The sequence below is a fragment of the Oceanobacillus sp. E9 genome (assembly GCF_001741975.1).
Lineage (GTDB): Bacteria > Bacillota > Bacilli > Bacillales > Amphibacillaceae > Oceanobacillus > Oceanobacillus kimchii.
Map to the genome: position 1 here is coordinate 628906 of NZ_LSNA01000007.1, position 22963 is coordinate 651868.

Here is a 22963-nt window from a genome sequence, read left to right on the forward strand (position 1 = left end):
TAATCTGGATATTAGGAGGAACGTACTATGTTGGATTTTGATACAAATATGGAAGAACTTGCAACGATTAAAGTAATTGGAGTAGGTGGAGGCGGAAATAACGCCGTAAACCGAATGATTGAGCATGGTGTTGAAGGCGTTGAATTTATTGCTGTAAATACAGATGCGCAAGCATTAAACTTGTCAAAAGCTGAATCCAAAATTCAAATTGGAGGTAAGCTAACAAGAGGATTGGGTGCTGGAGCAAATCCAGAAGTAGGAAAAAAAGCTGCGGAAGAAAGTAAAGAACAGTTGGAAGAAGTACTAAAAGGTGCGGATATGGTATTTGTTACTGCCGGAATGGGTGGTGGAACTGGAACGGGTGCTGCCCCTGTCATTGCACAAGTAGCTAAAGACATAGGTGCATTAACAGTTGGCGTCGTTACTCGTCCGTTTAGCTTTGAAGGAAGAAGGCGTTCTACACAAGCAGTCTCTGGTATTGATACGTTAAAAGGAGCTGTAGATACACTAATCGTTATTCCTAACGATCGTTTACTTGAAATTGTTGATAAGAACACACCAATGCTCGAAGCTTTCCGTGAAGCAGATAATGTACTACGCCAAGGTGTACAAGGTATTTCTGATTTAATTGCAAAACCAGGACTTATTAATGTTGACTTTGCTGACGTGAAAACAATTATGTTTGATAAAGGTTCTGCTCTAATGGGAATTGGTATTGCTACAGGAGAAACAAGAGCAACAGAAGCAGCGAAAAAAGCTATTTCTTCCCCGCTATTAGAAACATCTATTGATGGTGCGCATGGAATTCTTATGAATATAACAGGTGGAACAAACTTAAGCTTATATGAAGTTCAAGAAGCTGCTGATCTAGTAACTTCTGCTGCTGACCAAGAAGTAAATGTTATCTTTGGTTCAGTAATCAATGAAAACTTAAACGACGAAATTGTTGTCACTGTTATTGCTACTGGTTTTGATGAAAATGCTAAAAAAGTTGATACAAGACAAAAACAGCAACGAACAAACATTGGTCAGTCACAACAAACTGCTACTAAAGATATGAATGAAGCTGCAAGTACTAGAGAATCACAACAACACCCGCAGCAGCCGCAAACTCAATCTCGTCCACGTCAGGATGAGGAAGAATTGGACATTCCAACATTCTTAAGAAATCGTAATAGAAATCGATAGGATGTAAATAAAAAGGTAAATAAGCTAAATATAAAAATTCCAGCTATTAGATAGCTGGAATTTTTTTGTTCGTATTACAGCAAAAACGTGGGTTTTATTGGAATGAAAGATGACGGTTCCTGCTCAGGTTTGTATTTACCTGAAAAAATGTTCTTCTTTTTAAGTTAGCTAAAAACCGTGTCTTGTAAAAAGCATCCGTTTGTAATGAAAATCAAAACAGCGAACGTTCGGATTTCAAACGAAATATCTTATTAATTGAATACGATTTTCTCACAACCTATTAATATAATAAAACGAACCTTCGACATATTCTTTATAAGAATTCGTGAATTTTATTATAGTATTTATAGAACATACTCCAAATTTTACTTATATAGCTTGTGTTCCCATTGACAGGATTAGGTATAAAAAGTGTAAATTAGCTTATTTATGCATACAAGAAATGACAGACTTTGCTTAGCTCGTCATCTATACTTTTCATTAATTCCATTTCATTACTAATCTATGTTTTTCACACACTACCATTTGCATCAGGGAAGGAAGAGAGTTATTGACTATTTACCTCGATGCTGTCTGGATGCTGAATTTTTTGATTGATCTTATGTTACTTATGTTAGTAAAACTACTTGCAAGAGATTCTGTGAATATGTTGAGGCTTTTATTTGGGGCATTAATTGCATCTTTCATTGTACCGATAACCATTTTTTATCCAGAGTCTTTTATTAATGGAGCTAGTGGGAAGCTCCTTTATTCCGTATTGATTATATTTAGTGCCTTCGGATGGAAAGGTACATATCAGACATTGAAATTATGTTTATTGTTTTATTTTGTATCATTTGCTATTGGTGGAGGATTAACAGCTATACATTTTATGCTGTCAAGTCCTGTTTCTATGACAGCAAATGGTATGATCACATTCAATAAAGGATTTGGAGACCCAATTAGCTGGTTATTTATTTTTATTGGATTTCCAATTATCTGGTACTTCACAAAGAGACGTATGGACGAGCATGCTGGGGAAAAAATTAAGTATGATCAAATGTGTGAAGTCTCGTTAACTCTAAATCAAAAAATACGACAAACGACCGGTTACATTGATAGTGGAAACCAATTGATTGATCCGTTGACAAAAAGACCAGTTATTATTTGTGATCGAACGTTTTTAAGTGAATGGTTCACAGAAAATGAATGGTTTCAACTGGAAAATGCAAAAAATAACTTAGAAATGGATGAAATTCCAAAACGTTGGCAGGATAAGATACAAATTATTCCCTATCAAGGTGTAGATGGTGGAAGTTCAATGATGATTGGTATTCGACCAGAAAGAGTGATAGTTAATTATAATGATCAGCAATTACTTGCTACAAATGTGATCATAGGAATTCAATTTGGAAATTTAGTGCGAGATAATAGCTATCACTGTTTATTACATCCACAAATTATGAAACAGTCAATTATACATTCAGCATAAAGGAGTGAAGGTTGTGCGCGTTTGGAAAGTTAAACTAAAATTGCGTTGGTATCAGCTGTTAATGAAATTAGGTTTAAAGTCAACTGAAATTTATTATATTGGAGGAAGTGAAGCACTACCACCGCCTCTTTCCAAACAGGAGGAACAAGAACTGTTAATTCGTTTGCCTAAAGGAGACAAGGCAGCTAGGGCGATGTTAATCGAGCGAAACTTACGATTAGTCGTTTACATTGCAAGAAAATTCGAAAATACCGGCATAAATATTGAGGATTTAATCAGTATTGGTACGATTGGATTAATAAAAGCAGTGAATACATTTAACCCTGAGAAAAAAATTAAACTAGCTACGTATGCATCACGTTGTATAGAAAACGAAATATTAATGTATTTACGTCGAAACAATAAGCTGAAATCTGAAGTTTCATTTGATGAACCATTAAATATTGACTGGGATGGAAATGAGTTACTATTATCAGACGTAATGGGTACAGAAGAGGATATAATCACGAAAAATTTGGAATCGACCGTAGATAAAACTTTATTAAAATCCGCATTAGAAAAGCTCAATGCACGAGAAAAACAAATAATGGAATTGCGCTTTGGACTCATAGGCGAAGAAGAAAAAACACAAAAAGATGTAGCTGATATGTTAGGAATTTCTCAGTCTTATATATCTCGTTTAGAGAAAAAAATAATTCGTCGATTAAAAAAAGAATTTAATAAAATGGTATAGCTTGATGTACTAAGGATTTTTCCATTTTTTATAATAGGGGGTCCATTTGTCGGTTGCATAAAAAATCCTTCCAGGGGAGATACTGTCCATGAACAGCATCAACGACTGGGAGGGTTGACTATAATGACAAGACATAAAGTAGAAATATGTGGGGTTGATACATCAAAGCTACCCGTACTTAAGAACGACGAAATGAAGAAACTATTTGTTCGAATGCAAGAAGAAGGAGACCTTACTGCACGAGAGGAATTAGTAAATGGTAATCTACGTCTCGTGTTGAGTGTTATACAACGATTTAATAATCGTGGTGAATATGTAGATGATTTGTTCCAAGTAGGTTGTATTGGCCTAATGAAATCTATTGATAACTTTGATTTATCACATAATGTGCGTTTTTCCACGTATGCTGTTCCAATGATTATTGGTGAAATAAGACGTTATCTTCGTGATAATAATCCAATTCGAGTGTCACGTTCTTTACGAGATATTGCATATAAAGCATTGCAAGTTCGTGAAAAATTAATTAGTAAAACTTCAAAAGAACCATCTCCGGCAGATATTGCGAAGGAAATGGATATACCTCAAACAGATGTTGTATTTGCTTTAGATGCTATACAAGACCCCGTTTCACTTTTTGAACCAATTTACAATGATGGAGGAGATCCAATCTTTGTTATGGACCAAATTAGTGATGAAAAAGATAAAGACTCAAGCTGGGTAGATAAACTATCTTTGAAAGAAGGTATGCATCAACTCAATGAGCGTGAAAAAATGATATTAAACAAACGTTTCTTTCAAGGAAAAACTCAGATGGAAGTAGCAGATGAAATTGGTATCTCACAAGCTCAAGTATCTCGCTTAGAAAAAGCAGCAATAAGTCAAATGAATAAGCAAATGTTCGAATAAGAAATAGGCGATGTTACAGTTAGAAAACCTGACCGCGGTAGATAGGTCAGGTTTTTTTGTATTGAAAACTTATTTTACGAAAAAATTAGGCTTGCTTGCATATATTGTATAAAGAAAGGATGATAGCTATGGTTAAATTATCGGAACTACAGATGAAAGAAATTATAGCAGTAGATGATGGGAGTAGGTTAGGTCATATAATTGATTTAGAAATAGACGGGAATAATGGGAGGATTCTTGCGATCATTGTAGAAGGCAAAGAAAAAAAACAAGGAATGTTTGCAAAAGCAGATGAACTTTTGATTGCTTGGGAAAAGATCGTTCGGATTGGTGAGGAAGTAATTTTAGTAAAAGAGATTTACGGACCTGGTATCTATGGTAGTGCATAAGGAAAATATTTCATAAATATGATACCATTATGACAAGATGAAATAGTATTTTCCGGGGGGATATGAGAGTGAAAGATATATTTATACAAAAAGAAGCGAGTTATTTTCATGTGGAAGAGTGGGAAAGAGAATATCCTGGACTATTGGTAGGCTTTACTACGAAAAATGGTGGTACAAGTATAGATGAATACAGTTCTTTAAATATGGGATTTCATGTAAATGATGACGAGAGTAATGTACTACAAAATAGAAAAGTACTGAGTAACCAATTGCAAGTAAATTTATCTAATTGGGTAGCTGGTGAACAAGTACATGATACGAAGGTGGCACTTATCCAGCCAAAAGATGTTGGTTGTGGAAGTAATACAAATAAAACATCATTATCTGGGGTAGATGGATTAATTATCCCTGCTAATGTAAATGCCTTAGCTGTATCACTATATGCTGATTGTGTTCCATTGTATTTTTTTGATCCGGTGACGAAATTTGTTGGAATTGCGCATGCAGGTTGGAAAGGTACAGTAGGGAGAATTGCAACTGAAATGGTACAGTCATTTGTAAACCTAGGATCTGATAAGAAAAATATTAAAGTAATTATTGGACCATCGATTTCAGTGGAGAATTACCAAGTGGATCTAAATGTTATTGAGCATTTAACTGAAACGGAAATGCAAATATGTACGAAACAAGTATCCGATAATCAATTTTTATTAGATTTAAAGGAGTTAAATAGAGAAATTCTTTTACAATCTGGTATTTTTCGTCATAATATAGAAGTAACCAAATATTGTACATATCGAGACGAAACGCTATTTTTCTCTCATCGTCGCGATAAAGGGAAAACAGGTAGAATGCTGGGATTTATAGGATATAATGTGTAAAAAGGGTGGAGAACGACAAAATGGTAGATGTAGCAACGAATTTATCTAATATAGAAGAGAACATTAGACAAGCTTGTGAAAATGTAAACCGTGATCCTGAAGATATTCATCTTATTGCTGTGACAAAATATGTTACAATTGAACGAACCAAGGAAGCAATCAATGCAGGAATTAACAATCTCGGTGAAAATCGAAACGAAGGTTTTTTAGAAAAATATAATGAAATTCAAAATCAAGTCCAGTGGCATTTCATTGGATCTCTACAATCACGTAAAGTTAAGGATATCATTAATCAAGTAGATTTTATACATTCTTTGGATCGATTATCATTGGCTAAAGAAATAAATAAACGAGCTGCTCATCCAGTTAACTGTTTTATTCAAGTAAATGTGAGTGGGGAAGAGTCGAAACATGGCATTTCTCCAGAAGAAGTAATTACATTTATCGAGCAGTTATCGATATACGAAAATATTAAAGTAGTTGGTCTAATGACAATGGCACCACATGTGGATGATCCAGAAAATGTGAGACCTGTATTTAAAAAATTGAAAAATCTCCGTGATGATGTAACAAAAAAAAGTTTACCACACGCACCTTGTAAATGGCTTTCAATGGGAATGAGTAATGATTATCACATTGCGATTGAAGAAGGAGCCACACATGTACGTATTGGGTCAAAACTCGTTGGATAGAATTTTTAACAAGAGAGGTGAGGGAGATGAGCTTTAAAAATAAATTAAAAGATTACTTCATGGGTGAAGAATATGAGTATGAATATGTTGATGATGATGATGATAAGACTCAAGAACCAAAACAGAAAGATTCTAAAGCGAGCACAAAAAATGTAGTTAATTTATCTAGCGTGCAGCATAGTAACTCTCGAGTAGTGTTAATTGAACCACGTAATTACAATGAAGCACAAGAAATTGCGGACAATATTGTTAATCGCCGTGCGGTAATTATTAATCTGCAAAGGGTAGATCATCAACAAGCAAAACGAATTGTTGATTTCTTAAGTGGTACTGTATATGCTGTCAATGGTGATATCCAGAAATTAGGAGCAGAAACATTTTTATGCACACCAGATAATGTAGAGGTATCAGGTACAATCTCTGAGATGTTGTACGAACAGGAAGAATATGATAAAGGATGGTAACAGCGTATGATGCAAATTTTAAATCTTATTAGTATGGGTATCACAATATATAGCTTTGCTCTATTTGTTTATATTATGATGTCTTGGTTTCCAGGAGCAAGAGAATCCTCATTTGGAGAACTGCTTACAAAAATTTGTGAACCTTATTTAGAAATATTTCGTAAGTTCATCCCACCACTAGGTATGATTGATTTATCTCCAATCGTAGCTATTATAGTACTTAATCTTGCACGTGCAGGAATTTTTGAGTTTTTCCGAATGTTTATGTATTAAAGAAAGGAATTATCATGGAAGTTTATCAACATTTTCGAAAAGAAGAACAGCCTTTTATTGATCAAGTACTTTCGTGGAAAGAACAAGTAGAACGTTCTTTTATTCCGAAGCTAACGGATTTTCTCGACCCTCGTGAGCAAGAAATAGTCATAATGTTGATGGGGGAACAAAATGAGGAGCTTCAGGTAAAAAGTTTTGGCGGTGATAATAATAGTGAGAGAAGGAGAATGCTATTAGCTCCAAAATATGAAGGAATAACAGAGGATATGTTTCAAATTGAACTACTCGAAGCAAATTTCCAACCAAAATTTGTAACGATAGACCATCCAGATGTAATGGGAGCTTTTTTATCACAAGGAATTAAGCGGAAAAAACTGGGTGATATTATCATTTCGGATGGGAAGATACAAATTATTGCGGCCTCAGAAATTTCTCCATTTGTACAAATGAATCTAACATCGATTAAAAAATCATCTGTTCATTTTGAACAGCAGGATTTACAATTACTGATAAAAAAGAATGAAAGCTGGATTGAGCATGATCGAACCGTGTCCTCACTGCGTTTGGATACGATAATTAAAGAAATTTATCCAATTTCAAGAAAAGAAGCCACTACTTTTATCCAAAAAGGATTAGTAAAAGTAAATTATAAAATAGTTGATGACAATAAATTTCAATTGCAGGAAAAGGACATGATTTCGATTCGAGGTCATGGAAGAAGTAGGCTTACTACTATAAGAGGAAAATCAAAAAAAGATAAAGTGAAAATTACAATTGCTACACTGAAATAATGGTATAATTAATGCAGGAATAATTATTTATTTGTCGAATTAATGTGTAATAAGGATTTTTAAGTATTTATATCGCTTAAGGAGGTGACGATGGTGGCATTATCACCATTGGACATTCATAATAAAGAGTTTGCAAAAGGATTTCGCGGATATGATGAAGATGATGTAAATGAATTTTTAGATCAAATTATTAAAGATTATGAGCTAGTTATTCGTGAAAAGAAAGAGTTAGAAGAGGAAGTTAGACAATTACGTGAGCGTTTAGGCCATTTTACTAATATTGAAGAAACATTAAACAAGTCTATTCTCGTTGCACAAGAAACAGCAGAAGAAGTAAAAGGAAATGCTTCAAAAGAATCGAAACTAATTATAAAAGAAGCAGAAAAGAATGCTGACCGTATTGTAAATGAGGCACTTAGCAAAGCGCGTAAAATTTCTTTAGATGTGGAAGAGTTGAAAAAGCAAGCGAAAGTATTCCGCACTCGAATGCGTATGTTAGTACAAGCGCAATTAGAAATGTTGGGTACGGATGATTGGGAAGAGTTGTTTGATACAGAGATCGATGAAGAATTAGAGCTTTTAGAACAACAATCATAGTGACTTGACGTTTATGTGAAAATTACATATAATTCTATAAAATATATAGAAATATGAACAGGTAAAAGCAATGAAAGAGACAGTATAGAAGTAGAACCGATACAGCGAATTGAGGATGGTGTGAGCTCAGTATGGTAAGCTTTTAGAAGATCACTCTTGAGTTTTCATTACGAAATAAGTAGTAATGAACGGTTCATCTCCGTTATCGGTTTTAAAGTGAATGTAATGTATCAACATTAGATTTATAAGGGTGGTACCGCGAGTCTTCTCGTCCCTTTTGGGATTAGAAGGCTTTTTTTGTTATAAATAGGAGGTTTTATTGTAATGGATTACAAACAGACATTATTAATGCCAAAAACTGCATTTCCGATGCGTGGAAATCTACCAAACAAAGAACCAGAACGACAAAAACAGTGGGAAGAAACGAATCAGTACGGAAAAAATTTAGAACGTACAAAAGGTCGACCTTTATTTATTTTACATGACGGTCCTCCTTATGCTAATGGAGATATCCATATTGGGCATGCGTTAAATAAAGTGTTAAAGGACTTTATTGTTCGATATAAATCAATGACCGGATATCATGCACCATATATTCCTGGATGGGATACACATGGTTTACCAATTGAGACGGCATTAACAAAGAAGAAAAAAGTGAAACGTAAAGAAATGGATGTAGCTGCTTTTCGTAAGTTATGTGAAGAATATGCACTTGGACAAATTGATAATCAACGCCAACAATTTAAACAATTAGGAGTTCGAGGTGATTGGGATAATCCTTATATCACACTGACAAAAGATTATGAGGCATCACAAATTAAGGTTTTTGGAGATATGGCGAGAAAAGGATATATTTATAAAGGCTTAAAACCAGTCTATTGGTCTCCTTCATCTGAGTCTGCATTGGCAGAAGCGGAGATTGAGTATCAAGATAAGCGCTCACCATCGATTTATGTAGCCTTTGAAGTGAAAGATGGGCAAGCTTTATTATCCGGTGGAGAGAAATTTATTATTTGGACTACGACACCGTGGACATTACCTGCAAACTTAGGAATCAGTCTACATGCTGATTTAACATATATCGTTGTCCAAGTAGAAGATGAAAAGTATATTATTGCAGAAGCTTTGTTTGATGATGTAAGAGAATCACTGGGTTGGGAGAACCCTCAGGTGTTACAAAGCTTTAAAGGTAAAGAAGCAGAAAGAGTAGAAGCAAAACATCCATTTTACGATCGAACATCACTAGTAATGTTAGGAGAGCATGTTACAACAGACGCTGGTACAGGATGCGTTCATACAGCACCTGGACATGGGGAAGATGACTTTTATGTCTCCCGTAGCTATGGAATAGATGCTTTCTGCCCGGTAGATGAGAAAGGTGTGTTTACCCAGGAAGCACCAGGATTTGAAGGTTTATTCTATGATGAGGCTAATAAAATAATCACAGAGAAATTAGATGCAAGCGGTGCTTTGCTCAAGTTAGAATTTATTACACACTCCTATCCGCATGACTGGCGAACGAAAAAACCGACTATTTTTCGTGCAACAGCACAATGGTTTGCCTCGATTAAAGATTTTAGAGTAGATATTCTGGAGGAAATTAAACAAGTGAATTGGTATCCTCATTGGGGCGAAACGCGATTATATAACATGGTTCGAGACCGAGAAGATTGGTGTATCTCTAGACAACGTGCTTGGGGTGTCCCTATTCCAGTGTTTTACGAAGAAGATGGCACACCAATTATTACAGATGAAACGATCAATCACGTCTCGGAATTATTCCGTGAACACGGTTCAAATATTTGGTTTGAAAAAGAAGCTAAAGACTTATTACCAGAAGGGTTTACTTCCGAGCATAGTCCAAATGGTAATTTTACGAAAGAAACAGATATTATGGATGTTTGGTTCGATTCTGGATCTTCGCACGAAGGTGTTTTGCTAAACAGAGAAGATCATCAACGTCCAGCTAATGTATATCTCGAAGGAAGTGATCAATACCGTGGCTGGTTTAACTCATCTTTATCTACCTCAGTTGCAGTAACTGGAAAAGCTCCATATAAAACAGTAATCAGCCATGGTTTTGTTTTAGATGGTAATGGTAGAAAGATGAGTAAGTCGTTAGGAAATGTCATCGTACCATCAAAAGTACAAAAACAATTAGGTTCTGATATTTTAAGACTATGGGTATCTAGTGTTGATTATCAGGCAGATGTTCGTATCTCTGATGATATTTTGAAGCAAACGTCGGAAAGCTATCGTAAAATCAGAAATACGTTTCGATTCCTATTAGCAAACCTTGCTGATTTTGATCCTAAAACTGATCGTGTAAAAGAAGAGGACCTGGAAGAAGTAGACCGTTATATGATCCACCGTTTGCAGAATGTACTAGCGGAGGCACACAAAAACTATAATCAGTATGAATTTGCTCCTGTCTTCCAACAAATTCATCATTTTTGTTCCGTTGATTTAAGTTCATTTTATCTTGATTTTGCGAAGGATATTCTTTACATTGAAGCGAAAGACCATCCTCGCAGACGTAGTATTCAAACGGGATATTATGAAGTGCTAACTAGTTTAGTGAAACTAATTGCCCCAATTATTCCGCATACTGCAGAAGAAGTTTGGGAATACATCCCAGGAGCGGAAGCAGAAAGTGTTCATTTAACGGATATTCCAGAAGCACGGCAAGTTGTAATTAATGGACAAACGGTGGATAAATGGAATCACTTTATGAAAATCCGAGATGATGTATTAAAAGCTTTAGAAGAATCTCGGAGTGAGAAAGTTATTGGTAAATCATTAGAAGCAAAGATATTTATTGCAGCTAAAGATGAAGAGACTAAAAAAGTATTAGAACAAATGGAGCACTTACATCAATATTTTATTGTCTCAGAAGCAGTAGTTGTTGATAAGTTAATAGATGCAAAAGAAGGTAACTATGTAAATGTATTGGTTGAGGTACACCCTGGAGACACGTGTGAACGCTGTTGGGTCTCTTCAGAAACAGTAGGTGAAAATAAAAACCACCCATCTTTATGTAGCCGATGTGCTGATGTAGTGACCAAACATTATGCTGAATGAAAATGTATTACCATATAATATAATTTAAATTAAGGCAGATGATTTCTGTGGGAACGAATGTATAACTTGGAGAAACAATAATATTTCTAAGTTAACGTTGTTCAGCACCAGCTGTTACCCAGGAATCGCTGCCTTTTAAAATTAAAACAATGTATTTCTGTTAAGTAAGAAAAGCCCACTGCCTTGATGAATATCTTTGTATTTTTCCCTCAAAATTATTTCTACAGTCCCATCCATTTCATATGTTTTTCTTCACTTACTTTAATGTGATTTTGGGGTTGAAGGAAATCATTCATCCTAAAGATTTTTTCTCAATATTCTACCTATGCTTTTTGATAACTTGTATGATTTTGAACTACGTTTGTTCTTGAAAATGTTTGAGCACCGGTATAAGATAGAAAGAGTTCGATTAGAATCGAGGGATAAAATAAATGATTATGTATTATTTAATTGCTATTGTGCTCGTTATTATTGACCAGCTAACGAAATGGTTGGTAGTTTCACGTATGGAGTTAGGGGAATCAATACCTGTTATTGATAATTTCTTCTATATAACTTCACATCGAAACACAGGAGCAGCCTGGGGAATATTAGAAGGACAAATGCTCTTATTTTATATAATTACTACTATAGTCATTGTTGGGATTATTTATTTGTTACATACACATGCGAAAGGTGATCGAATATTATCCGTTGCGCTTGTGGTAATCTTAGGTGGAGCGATAGGTAATTTTATTGATCGTATATTTAGACAAGAAGTAGTTGATTTTGCAAACTTTTACATCTTTGATTATAATTTTCCGATTTTTAATGTTGCAGACTCGTCATTAACCATCGGTGTAATTATATTTATCATAGCTACAATTCTGGAAGAAAAGCGTCAGAAAGGAAAATCAAAATCATGACAAAGAGTCAACACATCGTGACAGAACAACAAGGAAAAACTAGAGTAGATAAACTATTAACGCAATTGCTTACGGATCAATCACGTTCACAAATCCAAGGATGGATTGATGAAGGATTAGTGGAAGTAAATGGTGTTTCTGTAAAAGCAAATTATAAGTGTGTAGAAGGTGATACACTTACATGGGAAATACCTGAAACGAAACCATTAATATTAGAACCGGAAAATATTCCATTAGATGTTATTTATGAAGATTCAGATGTCATTGTTATCAATAAACCAAAAGGGATGGTGGTACACCCTTCTGCCGGGCATCAATCTGGTACACTTGTACATGCTTTGTTGTATCATTGTGATGATTTATCTGGGATTAATGGTATAGAACGCCCTGGTATTGTACACCGAATAGACAAAGATACAAGTGGGTTATTAGTGGTTGCAAAAAATGATATAGCACATCAAAAACTATCTGAACAATTACAACAAAAACAATTGAAGCGTAAATATGTGGCTATTGTTCACGGTGAAATTGGACATGATACAGGCTTGATTGATGCTCCAATCGGTCGTGATCCTAAAGATAGGCAAAAAATGGCAGTTGTAGATAATGGGAAATCTGCTGTTACACATTTTCGTGTAATAGAACGATTTCCTGACTACACGATTGTGGAGTGTCAGCTAGAAACTGGAAGAACCCATCAAATTCGTGTGCATATGCAGTATATCGGTTTTCCGTTAGTAGGAGACCCAAAATATGGTCAACGTAAAACAATGAATGTAGATGGTCAAGCATTACATGCAAAAGAAATTGGTTTTTATCATCCACAAACAGGTGAGTGGCTTGAGTTTGACGCAAATCCACCAGAAATATTTACAGATGCGCTCAGCTTTATTCGTAAAATGTATTGACAGTTCGAGAATCTTTTGGAATAATACAAGAAGAATAGTTGAATAGAACCTTTAAAAAATAGTCCAGAGAGGCTAAAAAGGGAACGTATATTACTTGTATAAGTATGCCCTTTTTCCTTTCTTGGAAAAGGGCATTTTTAGATTGAGGTGAGATATGCAGATGAAAAAGAAAACGGAAATACTGGATGCAGCATCCATACAACGAGCATTAACAAGAATGTCTCATGAAATATTGGAAAAAAATAAAGGTGGAGAAAATCTTGTCTTGATTGGAATAAAAACAAGAGGTGTCCCACTAGCAAAGCGTATCCAGCAGAAAATTAAGCAAATCGAATCTATTGAAGTTCCATTAGGTGAACTAGATATTACCATGTATCGAGATGATCTTGATAAAGTATCTGAACAAGAGGGACCGAAGATTAACTCTGTTTCGATTGGAATGGATATAACTGATAAGAATGTCATTTTGATTGATGATGTATTATTTACTGGAAGAACAGTTCGAGCAGCAATGGATGCTGTTATGGACGTCGGTCGCCCATCTACAATACAGCTTGGTTCACTCGTGGATAGAGGGCATCGTGAATTACCGATTCGTGCTGATTATGTTGGTAAAAATATTCCGACATCGGATCGAGAAATTGTTGTTGTCCAATTAAGTGAGCAAGATCAAGAAGATCTTGTATCCTTATATGAAAAATAAATATGTTCAGCTTTTAATCAAATCCCGTGAGGTTTGAAAGGTTGTTTTTTGACTACGTATACTTTGGATACCTATATATTCCAGGATACGTATAGCTCTCTGCAACCTTCTTGCAGAGAGTTTTTTTTATAACTAAATCTTCGTAATTGCGGATACATGAAGGAGGAAATCGATGAGACATTTTATTTCTGTTAATCAATTGGAAGCCGATGAAATGTATCAAATAATACGAAAAGCAAATGAGTTAAGAGATCGACCAAACCAATTAAATCGCCAATTATTTGCTGGCAATCTATTTTTTGAACCGAGTACTCGAACAAAAATGAGTTTTACAGTTGCAGAACGAAAATTAGGTGTGGAGATATTGGATTTCCATATAGAAGCATCGAGTTTGGCAAAAGGTGAATCGTTATATGACACAGCAAAAACATTTGAAGCCATCGGTGCTAATTTTTTAGTAATTAGACATCCTTCAGATCAATGGATAAGTGAATTGGAACAGGAAGGAAAATTAAACATTCCAGTCATTAATGCTGGTTCTGGCAAAGAAGAACATCCAACTCAATGCATGCTCGATTTACTAACGATGTATCAAGAGTTTGGTTCCATTAAAGGATTAAAGGTTGTGATTGCTGGAGATATAAAACATAGTCGGGTAGCTAGATCGAATGCAAAGGCGCTTACTAAGTTAGGCGCAAAAGTAATCTTTAGTGCCGCACCAGGATTTGAAGACCGTTCGTTAGAGTATCCATATCTGACCATGGATGAAGCCATAGAAGAAGCTGACGTCTTAATGTTACTGAGAATCCAACATGAAAGACATCTTCATAAAGCAGAGACTTCTGATTATCTATCACTGTATGGATTAACGAAAGAAAGATATAAAAAATTACAAGACCGTGCAATTATTATGCATCCTGCTCCAATAAATCGTGGGGTAGAAATAGATACAAGTTTAGTAGAAAGTGAGAAATCAAGAATTTTTAAACAAATGGACAATGGGGTCTACGTACGAATGGCAATTATCATGCACGTATTATCAGAATGGGGGATTATTCATGAAAACAATCTTATTAAACGCAACTCGCTTACTGCCATCTAATGAATTAGAGAAAGTAGAAGTACTTATTGAAGACAATAAAATAACAAAAATTGCATCGCAGATTCCTGATGAGGCAGAAAACTATATTGATATAGAAGGAAAGTTGCTACTTCCTGGACTAATTGATGTCCATATTCATTTACGTGAACCTGGTGGAGAACATAAGGAAACAATAGAAACGGGAACGATGGCAGCTGCAAGGGGTGGATTTACAACCGTATGTGCAATGCCAAATACGAATCCAGTTCCTGATCATCAAGACGCTTTAACGAGTTTACTTTCCAAAATAGCAGATGTTGCACATATACGTGTATTACCATATGCATCAATTACCAAGGGTTTGAATGGAAAAGAAAGAACGGATATTCAATCATTGCTCGATGCTGGTGCATTTGCATTTACAGATGATGGCGTGGGTATACAGACGGCAGATCAAATGTATCAAGCAATGAAAGATGCAGCACGTCATAACACTACCATTGTGGCACATTGTGAAGATAATAGTCTTGTATATGGCGGCGTGTTGCATGAAGGAGAAGTAAGTGAACGTTTAAACTTACCAGGAATTCCTTCTTTAAGCGAGTCGGTACAGATTGCGAGAGATGTATTATTAGCAGAAGCGACAGGTTGTCACTATCATGTCTGTCATGTTAGTACAAAAGAATCGGTACGTGTGATTCGCGATGCGAAGAGAGCAGGCATTCATGTAACAGCAGAGGTTTCCCCGCATCATCTATTACTTAATGAAACGAATATTCCAGAAGATAATGCAGACTGGAAGATGAACCCTCCATTGCGTTCAAAGGAAGATCAAGAAGCACTATTCGAAGGGTTAATGGATGGAACCCTTGATTTAATTGCAACCGATCATGCGCCTCATGCAGCGGAAGAGAAAGCGCTTGGATTCAAAGAAGCACCTTTTGGCATCGTAGGATTAGAAACAGCATTCCCGCTTCTATATACACATCTGGTTTTAAAAGGAAAAATGACGCTATATCAGTTAGTAGAAAAAATGACCGAAAAACCAGCAGCGACGTTTCAACTTCCTTATGGAAAATTAGAAGAAGGTAGTGTAGCTGATGTTACTGTCATTGATTTAGAAAAAGAAGAAACAATTCATCGTGAAACTTTTTATTCAAAAGGTAAAAACACACCTTTCGATAATTGGACAGTAAAAGGAATTCCTGTACTTACAATGGTAGATGGAATAGTCGTATATGAGGAGGCTAAACAACATGAAAAAGCGTAAATTAATTCTTGAAGATGGAACAGTTTTTAATGGAACAGCTTTTGGCAGTGATTCCGAATCTAGTGGAGAGATTGTATTTAATACAGGAATGACAGGTTATCAAGAAGTCATAACCGACCCTAGTTATTGTGGTCAATTCGTTACATTAACCTATCCTCTAATTGGAAATTATGGTATTAATCGAGATGACTTTGAAACAGTGACACCATTTATTCATGGTCTTGTTGTAAAAGAGTTTTGTGAATCTCCATCTAATTTCCGAAATGAGGAGACTTTAGATACTTTTTTAAAGGCGCATAATATTCCTGGGATTGCAAATATCGATACTCGGAAGCTTACTCGAATCATTCGAAAGCATGGTACAATGCGAGCCGTCATGGTCGATGAGGAGAAAAATGAGTATAAGGTTATAGATCAATTAAGACATGCTGAAATGCCTCGAGACCAAGTGAAACGAACATCAACAAGTAAACCATATGTTGTACCAGGAAGAGGGCTACGAGTGGTAATGGTAGACTTCGGTGCAAAGCACGGAATCTTGAGAGAATTAACAAAGCGAGATTGTCATATCACTGTTGTCCCTCATAACTATAGTGCGGAAGCAATTTTACGATTAAAACCAGATGGAATAATGTTGACGAATGGACCTGGGGATCCAAAGGATGTTCCAGAAGCAATTGACATGATAAAACAACTTCTTGGCCAAATCCCTATCTTTGGTATTTGCCTTGGACATCAATTACTGGCACTTGCTTGTGGAGCAAATACGGAAAAAATGAAATTCGGACACCGGGGAGCGAATCATCCAGTAAAAGATTTAATAGCTGGAAAAACCTATTTAACATCACAAAACCATAGCTATGCAGTTAATGCCTCATCACTATTAGAAACAGAACTCGAACTAACTCAGATTGCATTAAATGATGAAACGGTAGAAGGGATTCGCCATACTACATTTCCTGCCTTTTCTGTTCAATATCATCCAGAAGCTTCACCAGGACCAGAGGATACCAATTACTTATTTGACGAGTTTTTAAACCTGATTAAGACCAGCACAGTGAAACAAGGAGGAGAAGTATATGCCTAAACGTACAGACATCAACAAAATTCTTGTAATCGGATCAGGACCAATCATTATTGGTCAAGCTGCGGAATTTGATTACTCAGGCACGCAAGCTTGTCAGGCTTTGAAAGAGGAAGGATATACTGTAATTTTAGCTAACTCTAATCCTGCGACCATTATGACCGATCATACTGTAGCAGATAAAGTGTATATGGAGCCATTAACAGAAGAGTTCTTGACTAAAATTATTCGTAAAGAACATCCTGATGCCATTTTACCTACATTAGGAGGACAAACAGGTCTGAATTTAGCAATGGAACTGTTTCACAAAGGAATCTTGGAAGACCATCAAGTTCAACTGTTGGGATCAGCACCAGCTTCGATTGAAAAAGCAGAAGACCGGGAGCTATTCCGTAAATTAATGAATGAGTTAGGCGAGCCAGTTCCGGAAAGTGAGATTGTACATACGGTAGAAGAAGCGTTCGATTTTGCTCATACTATCGGCTTCCCACTAATTGTACGTCCTGCTTACACACTGGGGGGAACTGGTGGTGGAATGTGTTATAACGAGGAAGATTTAAAAGAAATTACGAAAAATGGCTTATCCTTATCTCCAGTGAATCAGTGTTTGATCGAACGAAACATTGCGGGATTTAAAGAAATTGAATATGAAGTAATGCGGGATAAGAATGACCAAGCTATTGTAGTGTGTAATATGGAGAATATTGATCCAGTTGGAATTCATACCGGTGATTCAATTGTAGTAGCTCCATCGCAAACTTTGAGTGATCGTGAGTATCATCTGCTGAGGAATGCTTCGTTAAAAATTATTCGAGCATTAGAAATTGAAGGTGGATGTAACGTACAGTTAGCTCTAGACCCGAATAGTTTTCATTATTATATAATCGAAGTTAACCCGCGAGTGAGTAGATCGTCTGCCCTTGCATCCAAGGCAACTGGATATCCCATTGCAAAAATTGCTGCAAAAATTGCAGTCGGCTATTCCTTGGATGAAATTATTAATCCAATTACAGGTAAAACTTATTCAATGTTTGAGCCTGCGCTAGATTATGTGGTTACAAAGTTTCCACGCTTTCCATTTGATAAGTTTACGGCAGGAGATCGCCGCCTTGGAACACAAATGAAAGCAACCGGAGAAGTGATGGCAATAGGGAGGAATCTGGAAGAATCTCTATTAAAAGGGGTACGATCGTTAGAAATAGGTACAGAAGAGCTATTTTTGAAAAAAGCAGTAAATATCACGGAAGACGAGTTAGTAAAACGATTAACTCGAGCAGATGATGAACGCATCTTCCTAGTTGCAGAAGCGCTCCGTCAAGGATATTCTGTTGAGTGGATTTTCAACCATACGAAAATCGATCCTTTCTTCTTACATGCCATTGAACGAGTTGTAAATATGGAAAACGAATTGAAAAACGATGTTGGTAATTTAGAAAAATTAACAAAAGCAAAGCAATGGGGACTGTCCGATTCTGAAATTGCACGACTATGGGAAATGGCTGTCGATGATATTTATCAGATTCGCAAAGAAAATCAAATTGTGCCCGTGTTTAAGATGGTAGACACCTGTGCAGCAGAATTTGCATCAGAAACACCATATTTCTATAGTACTTATGAAGAAGAAAATGAATCGATTGTTACGGATCGAAAGAAAATATTAGTTTTAGGTTCAGGACCGATTCGAATAGGTCAGGGAATTGAATTTGATTATGCAACCGTACATTCTGTTTATGCGATTAAGGAAATGGGTTACGAAGCGATCATTATGAACAATAATCCAGAAACTGTATCTACTGATTTTACAATTTCCGATAAACTATACTTTGAACCATTAACTTTAGAAGATGTTATGCATGTTGTCGATTTAGAACAACCAGAGGGAGTTATTGTTCAATTTGGAGGACAGACAGCAATAAATCTGGCAGAAGGGTTAGAAAGAAGAGGTGTTCGCATCCTTGGAACAGGATTAGACGCTATTGATCGTGCAGAGGATCGTGATAAATTTGAAGTTTTATTAGATGAATTAGATATACTTCGACCAAAAGGGAAGGCTGTACCTCGATTAGATCAAGCAATTGACACAGCAAATGCAATTGGCTACCCGGTACTTGTTCGACCTTCCTACGTAATCGGTGGAAGCAGAATGGAAATTGTATATAATGAACAAGAATTAGAAAATTATCTAAAAAAATCCAGTCATATCGATTCTGCACACCCAATTTTAATTGATAAATATTTAACGGGTATGGAAGTAGAAGTTGATGCGATTAGTGATGGTGAAACAACGATTATTCCAGGCATCATGGAGCATATCGAACGTGCAGGTGTCCATTCCGGAGATTCGATGGCGGTCTACCCACCACAACGGTTATCAACTACTGTTAAAGAAAAATGCTTAGATGCTGCGATAAAAATTTCAAAAGCGCTTCAAGTGAAAGGCTTAATAAATATTCAATTTATTATCCGCGAAGAAGACGTGTATGTTCTGGAAGTAAACCCTCGGGCAAGTCGAACGATTCCTTTCTTAAGTAAGATTACGGGGGTTACAATGGCAAATATCGCAACAAGATGTATTCTTGGTGAGAAACTAGCAGAACAAGGTTATGAAACTGGAATTCTACCAGAACAGGATCAAGTATCAGTAAAGATACCCGTATTTTCTTTTGAAAAATTACGTAGCGTAGACACCATTCTTGGACCAGAAATGAAATCGACTGGTGAAGCGATAGGCTATGACAGAACGTTAGAAAAAGCACTTTATAAAGGATTGATTGCTGCAGGTCTGACTGTACCTCAAGAAGGAGGAGTACTTCTCACTGTAGCTGATAAAGATAAATCAGAGATGTTAGAAGTAGCGGAACATTTTCACCAACTAGGTTTTGTACTATATGCAACAGAAGGTACAGCAGAATATGTAAAACATGAAGGGAATTTACCGGTAGTTCCTGTTGCTAAGATTGGAGCAGAAGAACCAAATGTACTCTCAATAATAGAATCGGGGCAAGTCCAGTTTGTAATTAACACCTTAAATTCTGGCCAAAAACCTCGTTCTGATGGATTTTTAATCCGAAGAGAAGCAGTAGAACATGGAATTGCTTGTTTGACAAATATGGATACAGTAAACGCCATATTACGTGTTATAGATGCCACAACATTTAGTGCGAAACCGATTGGATTAGAAAAGGTGGTCATGTCATGAGAAAGCGTGAGACAATGTCTGTTCTATCAGTAACACAAATTGCTACAGACACCTTTGAGATGATAGCGGAAAATAGTAGAATTAGTGAACAGGCAAAACCAGGACAATTTGTACACATTTACATTCCTGGACATACGTTAAGACGTCCGATCTCTATTGCAGCAGTGGATCCTTCCACTGCTAGCGTATCGCTTGTATTTAAAGCAATTGGAGAAGGAACCAAACAATTATCAAACTATCAATCGGGAATGCAAATTGATGTGTTAGGACCGAATGGGAATGGTTTTTCTATAGATATTTCTGAAGATGAACGGGTACTGTTAATTGGTGGAGGGGTAGGTGTTCCGCCTATGTATCACTTGGCAAAACGGTTATCGGAAGAAACTTCTATAGATATTGTCTCGGTACTTGGCTTTCAGACAAAAAATGCTGTTTTTTACGAGGAAGAATTTAACCGGATCGGTGAAACGTATATTGTAACCGATGACGGTTCTTATGGGACACATGGTGTTGTTACGGATATAGTAGGACAATTTAAAGATCGTACACAATACTTTAGCTGTGGTCCATTACCAATGTTAAGAGCGGTGAAAAGTAAGCTCAGTCATATCCCTGGAAAGGTTTCTTTAGAGGAAAGAATGGGATGTGGAGTAGGTGCATGTATGGCCTGTGTGCTGCCTACCGTGGATAATCATTATAAGAAAATCTGTAGTGAAGGACCAGTATTTGTTGCTGAGGAGGTTGTCCTATGAATCTATCAGTAAAATTACCAGGATTAAACTTAAAAAATCCCATCATGCCAGCATCTGGTTGCTTTGGGTTTGGGAAAGAGTACAGTGAGTATTATGACTTAAGCCTTTTAGGTGGAGTAATGATGAAAGCAGCCACTCAATTTGAAAGATTAGGTAATCCAACTCCGCGTGTAGCAGAAACTAGTGCAGGAATGTTAAATGCAATTGGTCTTCAGAATCCGGGAGTCCAACAAATAATTGACCAAGAAGTTCCTCGACTTGCAAAATATGATACATCTATTATTGCAAATATTGCAGGTAGTTCTATCGAAGAATATGAGTTTGTAGCGGCTTCGTTTAATCAAACAGAAGATGTACATGCACTCGAATTAAATATTTCTTGTCCAAATGTTAAACAAGGTGGAATCCAATTTGGTACTGACCCTACCATGGCAAAAAAAGTAACGGGTGTAGTAAAGAAAGTGAGTAACAAACCTGTTTATGTAAAACTTTCGCCGAATGTGCATAACATTGTTCAGATGGCAAAAGCAGTGGAAGAAGCTGGTGCAGATGGGTTATCGATGATCAACACATTAACTGGAATGAAGATTCATCTGCCATCACGAAAACCGTTAATCGCCAATAAAACCGGGGGGCTGTCTGGTCCTGCAATAAAGCCTGTTGCTATTCGTATGATTTATGAAGTAAGACAACAAGTTTCGATTCCAATTATTGGGATGGGAGGAATCTCTAACGCAGAAGATGTTTTGGAGTTTCTAATAGCTGGTGCAGATGCTGTCGCAGTTGGCACTGCGAATTTTCAAAATCCATTTGCTTGTGTAGATATCATAAACGAGTTACCAGTAGTATTGGAGCGGTATGGGTTTCACTCAATTGAAGATGTTATTGAGACAAGGGGGATAACGGTATGACGATGTTTGTAGCACTTGATTTTCCTAATTGGAAACAAACAGAAGCATTTTTAAATAACAATGCGTTACAAGGAGTTCCTGTTAAAGTTGGTATGGAACTATTCTATAAAGAAGGTCCTAAGGTAATCGAAAAATTAAAAAAGAATAATCATTCGATATTTTTGGATCTGAAATTACATGACATACCAAATACAGTTCATCGAGCAATGAAAAATATAGCTTCTCTAGGTGTTGATTTAGTTACAACACATACACTTGGCGGAAGTGAAATGATTGCTCAAGCAAAGCTTGGACTTGAACAATCACATACAAAACTGATTGCAGTAACTCTATTAACATCAGTAGATGAAGAAGTTGTTCAACAACAATTACGATTACCTGGTAATGTACCGGCTAATGTTAATCACTTAGCTAGAATAGCAAAAGATGCTGGAGCGGATGGGGTAGTTAGCTCTGTCCATGAAGTAGCATCTATCAAAAAAGTATGTGATACATCTTTTTTAACACTAACTCCAGGAATAAGGCTTGACAGTTCACATGTTCATGATCAAAAACGTGTTGCAACACCAGAACTGGCAAATCAAGTCGGAAGTGACTTTATTGTAGTAGGTAGAGCGATAACGCAATCTGATCATCCATACGAAACATATATGGAAGTAAAGAAACGATGGGAGGAAGAATAGT

Annotated in this window: 22 protein-coding genes and 1 other annotated feature; all 22 genes read left to right on the forward strand. The window is 36.3% G+C overall.

Features of this window, described 5'->3' with window-relative positions:
• The first annotated feature begins 27 nt into the window (after positions 1 to 27).
• The 22 genes from ftsZ to pyrF all read left to right on the forward strand — a co-directional run bounded on the left by ftsZ (position 28) and on the right by pyrF (position 22962).
• A complete protein-coding gene (gene ftsZ, locus AQ616_RS12695; RefSeq protein ID WP_017796591.1) occupies positions 28 to 1188 on the forward strand; it encodes a cell division protein FtsZ in 1161 nt (386 codons plus the stop codon).
• Between the two features lie 550 nt (positions 1189 to 1738).
• Complete coding sequence (gene spoIIGA, locus AQ616_RS12700) at positions 1739 to 2659, forward strand: sigma-E processing peptidase SpoIIGA (RefSeq protein ID WP_069685938.1); 921 nt, start codon at positions 1739 to 1741, stop codon at positions 2657 to 2659.
• 13 nt (positions 2660 to 2672) lie between these two features.
• Positions 2673 to 3392 carry an RNA polymerase sporulation sigma factor SigE gene (gene sigE, locus AQ616_RS12705; protein ID WP_011065876.1) on the forward strand — a complete coding sequence of 240 codons (720 nt, stop codon included), beginning with the start codon at positions 2673 to 2675 and terminating at the stop codon, positions 3390 to 3392.
• A gap of 123 nt (positions 3393 to 3515) precedes the next feature.
• On the forward strand, positions 3516 to 4298 hold the full coding sequence (gene sigG / locus AQ616_RS12710; protein WP_017796593.1) for an RNA polymerase sporulation sigma factor SigG: 783 nt from the start codon (positions 3516 to 3518) through the stop codon (positions 4296 to 4298).
• Between the two features lie 128 nt (positions 4299 to 4426).
• Complete coding sequence (locus tag AQ616_RS12715; RefSeq protein ID WP_017796594.1) at positions 4427 to 4687, forward strand: YlmC/YmxH family sporulation protein; 261 nt, start codon at positions 4427 to 4429, stop codon at positions 4685 to 4687.
• A gap of 62 nt (positions 4688 to 4749) precedes the next feature.
• Positions 4750 to 5568: a peptidoglycan editing factor PgeF gene (gene pgeF / locus AQ616_RS12720; RefSeq protein WP_069685939.1), complete on the forward strand. Its 819-nt coding sequence runs from the start codon at positions 4750 to 4752 to the stop codon at positions 5566 to 5568.
• Between the two features lie 20 nt (positions 5569 to 5588).
• Complete coding sequence (locus AQ616_RS12725; protein WP_017796596.1) at positions 5589 to 6260, forward strand: YggS family pyridoxal phosphate-dependent enzyme; 672 nt, start codon at positions 5589 to 5591, stop codon at positions 6258 to 6260.
• Positions 6261 to 6286: 26 nt separating this feature from the next.
• Entirely contained in the window at positions 6287 to 6724 is a 438-nt protein-coding gene (locus tag AQ616_RS12730) for a cell division protein SepF (protein ID WP_017796597.1), read from the forward strand.
• Positions 6725 to 6730: 6 nt separating this feature from the next.
• A complete protein-coding gene (locus tag AQ616_RS12735; protein ID WP_017796598.1) occupies positions 6731 to 6997 on the forward strand; it encodes a YggT family protein in 267 nt (88 codons plus the stop codon).
• A 14-nt stretch (positions 6998 to 7011) separates the two neighbouring features.
• The gene (locus AQ616_RS12740; protein ID WP_017796599.1) at positions 7012 to 7788 is read left to right on the forward strand and encodes a YlmH family RNA-binding protein; all 777 of its coding nucleotides are present in this window, start codon (positions 7012 to 7014) and stop codon (positions 7786 to 7788) included.
• Between the two features lie 93 nt (positions 7789 to 7881).
• Positions 7882 to 8385, forward strand: coding sequence for a DivIVA domain-containing protein (locus tag AQ616_RS12745; protein WP_026133759.1), 504 nt, complete (start codon positions 7882 to 7884; stop codon positions 8383 to 8385).
• A gap of 61 nt (positions 8386 to 8446) precedes the next feature.
• Positions 8447 to 8664, forward strand: a binding site (T-box leader).
• 45 nt (positions 8665 to 8709) lie between these two features.
• Positions 8710 to 11466 carry an isoleucine--tRNA ligase gene (gene ileS / locus AQ616_RS12750; RefSeq protein ID WP_069685940.1) on the forward strand — a complete coding sequence of 919 codons (2757 nt, stop codon included), beginning with the start codon at positions 8710 to 8712 and terminating at the stop codon, positions 11464 to 11466.
• Between the two features lie 431 nt (positions 11467 to 11897).
• Entirely contained in the window at positions 11898 to 12371 is a 474-nt protein-coding gene (gene lspA, locus AQ616_RS12755) for a signal peptidase II (RefSeq protein WP_017796602.1), read from the forward strand.
• Positions 12368 to 13279 carry an RluA family pseudouridine synthase gene (locus tag AQ616_RS12760; RefSeq protein ID WP_069685941.1) on the forward strand — a complete coding sequence of 304 codons (912 nt, stop codon included), beginning with the start codon at positions 12368 to 12370 and terminating at the stop codon, positions 13277 to 13279. Before lspA ends, AQ616_RS12760 begins: the two co-directional genes overlap by 4 nt.
• A gap of 160 nt (positions 13280 to 13439) precedes the next feature.
• Positions 13440 to 13982 carry a bifunctional pyr operon transcriptional regulator/uracil phosphoribosyltransferase PyrR gene (gene pyrR, locus AQ616_RS12765; RefSeq protein ID WP_017796604.1) on the forward strand — a complete coding sequence of 181 codons (543 nt, stop codon included), beginning with the start codon at positions 13440 to 13442 and terminating at the stop codon, positions 13980 to 13982.
• A gap of 172 nt (positions 13983 to 14154) precedes the next feature.
• Entirely contained in the window at positions 14155 to 15084 is a 930-nt protein-coding gene (locus tag AQ616_RS12770; protein WP_017796605.1) for an aspartate carbamoyltransferase catalytic subunit, read from the forward strand.
• A complete protein-coding gene (locus AQ616_RS12775) occupies positions 15041 to 16333 on the forward strand; it encodes a dihydroorotase (RefSeq protein ID WP_069685942.1) in 1293 nt (430 codons plus the stop codon). The genes AQ616_RS12770 and AQ616_RS12775 overlap by 44 nt, the downstream gene beginning before the upstream one ends.
• On the forward strand, positions 16320 to 17420 hold the full coding sequence (locus AQ616_RS12780) for a carbamoyl phosphate synthase small subunit (RefSeq protein ID WP_017796607.1): 1101 nt from the start codon (positions 16320 to 16322) through the stop codon (positions 17418 to 17420). The genes AQ616_RS12775 and AQ616_RS12780 overlap by 14 nt, the downstream gene beginning before the upstream one ends.
• The gene (gene carB / locus AQ616_RS12785) at positions 17413 to 20616 is read left to right on the forward strand and encodes a carbamoyl-phosphate synthase large subunit (protein WP_069685943.1); all 3204 of its coding nucleotides are present in this window, start codon (positions 17413 to 17415) and stop codon (positions 20614 to 20616) included. The genes AQ616_RS12780 and carB overlap by 8 nt, the downstream gene beginning before the upstream one ends.
• Positions 20613 to 21368: a dihydroorotate dehydrogenase electron transfer subunit gene (locus AQ616_RS12790; RefSeq protein ID WP_069685944.1), complete on the forward strand. Its 756-nt coding sequence runs from the start codon at positions 20613 to 20615 to the stop codon at positions 21366 to 21368. Before carB ends, AQ616_RS12790 begins: the two co-directional genes overlap by 4 nt.
• A complete protein-coding gene (locus tag AQ616_RS12795) occupies positions 21365 to 22279 on the forward strand; it encodes a dihydroorotate dehydrogenase (protein WP_017796610.1) in 915 nt (304 codons plus the stop codon). The genes AQ616_RS12790 and AQ616_RS12795 overlap by 4 nt, the downstream gene beginning before the upstream one ends.
• Entirely contained in the window at positions 22276 to 22962 is a 687-nt protein-coding gene (pyrF, locus tag AQ616_RS12800; RefSeq protein ID WP_017796611.1) for an orotidine-5'-phosphate decarboxylase, read from the forward strand. Before AQ616_RS12795 ends, pyrF begins: the two co-directional genes overlap by 4 nt.
• Position 22963 lies beyond the last annotated feature (1 nt).

Excerpts from the sequence above, each read along its gene's own strand:
- AQ616_RS12740 (WP_017796599.1), top strand. The coding sequence starts at position 7,012 with ATGGAAGTTTATCAACATTTTCGAAAAGAAGAACAGCCTTTTATTGAT.
- AQ616_RS12730 (WP_017796597.1), top strand. The coding sequence starts at position 6,287 with ATGAGCTTTAAAAATAAATTAAAAGATTACTTCATGGGTGAAGAATAT.
- AQ616_RS12725 (WP_017796596.1), top strand. The coding sequence starts at position 5,589 with ATGGTAGATGTAGCAACGAATTTATCTAATATAGAAGAGAACATTAGA.
- AQ616_RS12775 (WP_069685942.1), top strand. The coding sequence starts at position 15,041 with ATGAAAACAATCTTATTAAACGCAACTCGCTTACTGCCATCTAATGAA.
- pgeF (WP_069685939.1), top strand. The coding sequence starts at position 4,750 with ATGAGAGTGAAAGATATATTTATACAAAAAGAAGCGAGTTATTTTCAT.
- AQ616_RS12790 (WP_069685944.1), top strand. The coding sequence starts at position 20,613 with ATGAGAAAGCGTGAGACAATGTCTGTTCTATCAGTAACACAAATTGCT.
- AQ616_RS12780 (WP_017796607.1), top strand. The coding sequence starts at position 16,320 with ATGAAAAAGCGTAAATTAATTCTTGAAGATGGAACAGTTTTTAATGGA.
- carB (WP_069685943.1), top strand. The coding sequence starts at position 17,413 with ATGCCTAAACGTACAGACATCAACAAAATTCTTGTAATCGGATCAGGA.
- ftsZ (WP_017796591.1), top strand. The coding sequence starts at position 28 with ATGTTGGATTTTGATACAAATATGGAAGAACTTGCAACGATTAAAGTA.
- AQ616_RS12795 (WP_017796610.1), top strand. The coding sequence starts at position 21,365 with ATGAATCTATCAGTAAAATTACCAGGATTAAACTTAAAAAATCCCATC.
- sigG (WP_017796593.1), top strand. The coding sequence starts at position 3,516 with ATGACAAGACATAAAGTAGAAATATGTGGGGTTGATACATCAAAGCTA.
- AQ616_RS12770 (WP_017796605.1), top strand. The coding sequence starts at position 14,155 with ATGAGACATTTTATTTCTGTTAATCAATTGGAAGCCGATGAAATGTAT.
- ileS (WP_069685940.1), top strand. The coding sequence starts at position 8,710 with ATGGATTACAAACAGACATTATTAATGCCAAAAACTGCATTTCCGATG.
- pyrF (WP_017796611.1), top strand. The coding sequence starts at position 22,276 with ATGACGATGTTTGTAGCACTTGATTTTCCTAATTGGAAACAAACAGAA.
- AQ616_RS12715 (WP_017796594.1), top strand. The coding sequence starts at position 4,427 with ATGGTTAAATTATCGGAACTACAGATGAAAGAAATTATAGCAGTAGAT.
- lspA (WP_017796602.1), top strand. The coding sequence starts at position 11,898 with ATGATTATGTATTATTTAATTGCTATTGTGCTCGTTATTATTGACCAG.
- pyrR (WP_017796604.1), top strand. The coding sequence starts at position 13,440 with ATGAAAAAGAAAACGGAAATACTGGATGCAGCATCCATACAACGAGCA.
- AQ616_RS12735 (WP_017796598.1), top strand. The coding sequence starts at position 6,731 with ATGATGCAAATTTTAAATCTTATTAGTATGGGTATCACAATATATAGC.
- AQ616_RS12760 (WP_069685941.1), top strand. The coding sequence starts at position 12,368 with ATGACAAAGAGTCAACACATCGTGACAGAACAACAAGGAAAAACTAGA.